This is a genomic window from Blautia sp. DFI.1.216 (assembly GCF_020594215.1).
In the GTDB taxonomy this organism is placed as follows: Bacteria; Bacillota; Clostridia; order Lachnospirales; family Lachnospiraceae; genus Blautia_A; species Blautia_A wexlerae.
In genome coordinates, this window is record NZ_JAJDML010000126.1 from 1 (window position 1) to 1,643 (window position 1,643).

A 1,643-nucleotide genomic window follows, 5' to 3' on the forward strand; every position below is an offset into this window, starting at 1 on the left:
TTGCTACGAAAATAAAACTCGTAGCCAAAAACTGAACCTTGACAACAAATGTTTTCAACAATTATGAAAGCATCACTATAAAGCAGTCACAGTATTGGCTGCCTGTAGTGAGAGATTGATCGTATTTAAGAAAGGCTAGCTTTGAGCTTCCACATGATAACCATGTTTTTCCAATTCCCGTATATAACGAGAAAGCTGTTTTTGTTCACAGTGCTTACGTCTTGTTTCAAAACAGGATTCGTCAAATAGAGTTCCTTGTTTTAACATTGTGTAGATGATGACAAGAAGTTTTCGGGCAAGTGCGACAATCGCTTTTTTGGCTCCTTTTTTCTGTTTGATTCTCCAGTACCATGCCGAAAGATAAGTGTTGCGTTTCCCTGCAATCACCCAGGCAATTTCGCAGAGCATACTTTTTATGTAAGGATTGCCTTTTGTGACAGAGGTGCTTTTTCGTTTTCCAGCACTTTCGTTATTACCTGGGCACAAACCGGCCCATGAGCAGATGTGTTCCGCAGTTTTAAACGGCTTCATATCAATACCGATTTCAGCAATAATTGCACAGGAAGCAGTTGTGCTTATTCCATAGATGCTATTCAACTGCTCAACCTGCAGGGCAAATGGAGCCATATCTTCCTCGAGACTCGTTTCAATTTCAGCAAGATGTTTCTTTAAAGAATCGTAATGAGTCATGAGAATCCTTAAAAATGCCTTTTGGTGTTCTGACAGTGTTCCGTTCACGGACATGAGAATTTCATCAATACGGTTTCTGGTCTTGGTTTTGAGACAAGAATCTAAAGCAGTTTTATCAATCTGCCCATGTTCAATTAAATGCAGAATGATGTTTCTACCCGAAGCGCCAAAAATATCAGAAATAAAGGATGATAGACGGAAGCCGGAACTTTGTAAAAATTTCTCAATCCTGTTCTTCTGTGATGTAATATCGCGGATGACACTCTTACGGTAACGATTTAGATCGCGGAATTCCCGAATTCTTTTTTCGGGAATAAAACTTCCGTTCAGAAGTCCGGCGCGAAGCAAGGTGGAAATCCATTCGGAATCCCGCATATCGGTCTTTTTGCCAGGAACATTTTTCATATGGCGTGCATTTACAACAAGCAGGGTAATGTCACCAGAGAAAGCATCCTCCAGTATTTCATAAATCGGCATCCAATAGATACCGGTGCTTTCCATAGCTACATGATGGCAGTTTTTAGAAACGATCCAATTCCGTAATGCTATCATATCCGGAATCAATGTAGAAAACTCACGGATTTCAGAACGGGTTGGCTTGCCCAGAGGACCAGTCAGGATACATGCAACAATTTTTTCTTTGTGGACATCCAGTCCACAGGAAATTTCCAGAAGGTCTTTCATACAGAACAACTCCTTTACTATAGAATTGGCAGGAGATTTGCCCGAGATAATACGGACTTTGCTACTCGTGCTATTCATAAAAGGTGCGACAATATGCTGTGCTCAAGGGCAAATCATTTACGTTGACAAACGGGGTGCAAATCCTCCAAGGTGCAATCAAACTTAATCCTGCCTAAGACTATTGTAAGGCAAAAAGAGAAGTGAAAAAAGTAGTGGAGTCAGTATCCTATTTTCATTATAGGCTGAGATAAGCTTTCATGATTCGTTGA

At 40.5% G+C, this 1,643-nt stretch carries 1 protein-coding gene; it reads right to left on the bottom strand.

Translation table 11 applies throughout. From position 1 onward, the window contains the following. Nucleotides 1-135 precede the first annotated feature (135 nt). Nucleotides 136-1,374: an IS110 family transposase gene (locus LJE11_RS18980; RefSeq protein WP_118247308.1), complete on the bottom strand. Its 1,239-nt coding sequence runs from the start codon at nt 1,372-1,374 to the stop codon at nt 136-138. Between the last annotated feature and the right edge of the window lie 269 nt (nt 1,375-1,643).

Excerpts from the sequence above, each read along its gene's own strand:
- LJE11_RS18980 (WP_118247308.1), bottom strand. The coding sequence starts at position 1,374 with ATGAAAGACCTTCTGGAAATTTCCTGTGGACTGGATGTCCACAAAGAA.